The organism is Streptomyces sp. NPDC055287, assembly GCF_053646035.1.
Map to the genome: position 1 here is coordinate 1 of NZ_JBSHNE010000112.1, position 2,728 is coordinate 2,728.

A 2,728-nucleotide genomic window follows, 5' to 3' on the forward strand; every position below is an offset into this window, starting at 1 on the left:
GTGTTAGCATGTCCTATGCGTTGTTCTTTGAAAACTAGATAACAGAAGTAATTCACATTCAATTGTAATGCAAGATATCACGTAGTGATTCTTTTTAACGGTTAAGTTAGAAAGGGCGCACGGTGGATGCCTTGGCACTAGGAGCCGATGAAGGACGGGACGAACACCGATATGCTTCGGGGAGCTGTAAGCAAGCTTTGATCCGGAGATTTCCGAATGGGGAAACCCACCACTCGTAATGGAGTGGTATCCATATCTGAATACATAGGATATGAGAAGGCAGACCCGGGGAACTGAAACATCTAAGTACCCGGAGGAAGAGAAAGCAAATGCGATTCCCTGAGTAGCGGCGAGCGAAACGGGATCAGCCCAAACCAAGAGGCTTGCCTCTTGGGGTTGTAGGACACTCTGTACGGAGTTACAAAGGAACGAGGTAGATGAAGAGGTCTGGAAAGGCCCGCCATAGGAGGTAACAGCCCTGTAGTCAAAACTTCGTTCTCTCCTGAGTGGATCCTGAGTACGGCGGAACACGTGAAATTCCGTCGGAATCCGGGAGGACCATCTCCCAAGGCTAAATACTCCCTAGTGACCGATAGTGAACCAGTACCGTGAGGGAAAGGTGAAAAGCACCCCGGAAGGGGAGTGAAAGAGATCCTGAAACCGTGTGCCTACAAGTAGTCAGAGCCCGTTAACGGGTGATGGCGTGCCTTTTGTAGAATGAACCGGCGAGTTACGATCCCGTGCAAGGTTAAGCAGAAGATGCGGAGCCGCAGCGAAAGCGAGTCTGAATAGGGCGCATGAGTACGTGGTCGTAGACCCGAAACCAGGTGATCTACCCATGTCCAGGGTGAAGTTCAGGTAACACTGAATGGAGGCCCGAACCCACGCACGTTGAAAAGTGCGGGGATGAGGTGTGGGTAGGGGTGAAATGCCAATCGAACCTGGAGATAGCTGGTTCTCTCCGAAATAGCTTTAGGGCTAGCCTCAAGGTAAGAGTCTTGGAGGTAGAGCACTGATTGGACTAGGGGCCCCTACCGGGTTACCGAATTCAGTCAAACTCCGAATGCCAATGACTTATCCTTGGGAGTCAGACTGCGAGTGATAAGATCCGTAGTCGAAAGGGAAACAGCCCAGACCGCCAGCTAAGGTCCCAAAGTATACGTTAAGTGGAAAAGGATGTGGAGTTGCTTAGACAACCAGGATGTTGGCTTAGAAGCAGCCACCATTTAAAGAGTGCGTAATAGCTCACTGGTCGAGTGACTCTGCGCCGAAAATGTACCGGGGCTAAACGTATCACCGAAGCTGCGGACTGTTCTTCGAACAGTGGTAGGAGAGCGTTCTAAGGGCTGTGAAGCAAGACCGGAAGGACTTGTGGAGCGCTTAGAAGTGAGAATGCCGGTATGAGTAGCGAAAGAGGGGTGAGAATCCCCTCCACCGAATGCCTAAGGTTTCCTGAGGAAGGCTCGTCCGCTCAGGGTTAGTCGGGACCTAAGCCGAGGCCGAAAGGCGTAGGCGATGGACAACAGGTTGATATTCCTGTACCACCTCCTCACCATTTGAGCAATGGGGGGACGCAGGAGGATAGGGTAAGCGCGGTATTGGATATCCGCGTCCAAGCAGTTAGGCTGGGAAATAGGCAAATCCGTTTCCCATAAGGCTGAGCTGTGATGGCGAGCGAAATATAGTAGCGAAGTTCCTGATTCCACACTGCCAAGAAAAGCCTCTAGCGAGGTGAGAGGTGCCCGTACCGCAAACCGACACAGGTAGGCGAGGAGAGAATCCTAAGGTGATCGAGAGAACTCTCGTTAAGGAACTCGGCAAAATGACCCCGTAACTTCGGGAGAAGGGGTGCTCTGTTAGGGTGCAAGCCCGAGAGAGCCGCAGTGAATAGGCCCAGGCGACTGTTTAGCAAAAACACAGGTCTCTGCGAAGCCGTAAGGCGAAGTATAGGGGCTGACGCCTGCCCGGTGCTGGAAGGTTAAGAGGAGCGCTTAGCGTAAGCGAAGGTGCGAATTGAAGCCCCAGTAAACGGCGGCCGTAACTATAACGGTCCTAAGGTAGCGAAATTCCTTGTCGGGTAAGTTCCGACCCGCACGAAAGGCGCAACGATCTGGGCACTGTCTCAACGAGAGACTCGGTGAAATTATAGTACCTGTGAAGATGCAGGTTACCCGCGACAGGACGGAAAGACCCCGTGGAGCTTTACTGCAGCCTGATATTGAATGTTGGTACAGCTTGTACAGGATAGGTAGGAGCCTTGGAAACCGGAGCGCCAGCTTCGGTGGAGGCATCGGTGGGATACTACCCTGGCTGTATTGACCTTCTAACCCGCCGCCCTTATCGGGCGGGGAGACAGTGTCAGGTGGGCAGTTTGACTGGGGCGGTCGCCTCCTAAAAGGTAACGGAGGCGCCCAAAGGTTCCCTCAGAATGGTTGGAAATCATTCGCAGAGTGTAAAGGCACAAGGGAGCTTGACTGCGAGACCTACAAGTCGAGCAGGGACGAAAGTCGGGCTTAGTGATCCGGTGGTTCCGCATGGAAGGGCCATCGCTCAACGGATAAAAGCTACCCCGGGGATAACAGGCTTATCTCCCCCAAGAGTCCACATCGACGGGGAGGTTTGGCACCTCGATGTCGGCTCATCGCATCCTGGGGCTGTAGTCGGTCCCAAGGCCCCCGCGAGAGCGACCGGGCGGAACTGCGCCTGATCACCTGCGGGGGCCGTACAC

At 53.6% G+C, this 2,728-nt stretch carries 1 rRNA gene; it reads left to right on the plus strand.

The window, feature by feature from the left end:
* Window positions 1–99: 99 nt before the first annotated feature.
* Window positions 100–2,728, plus strand: a 23S ribosomal RNA gene (locus tag ACWIHY_RS40145); the annotation flags it as partial.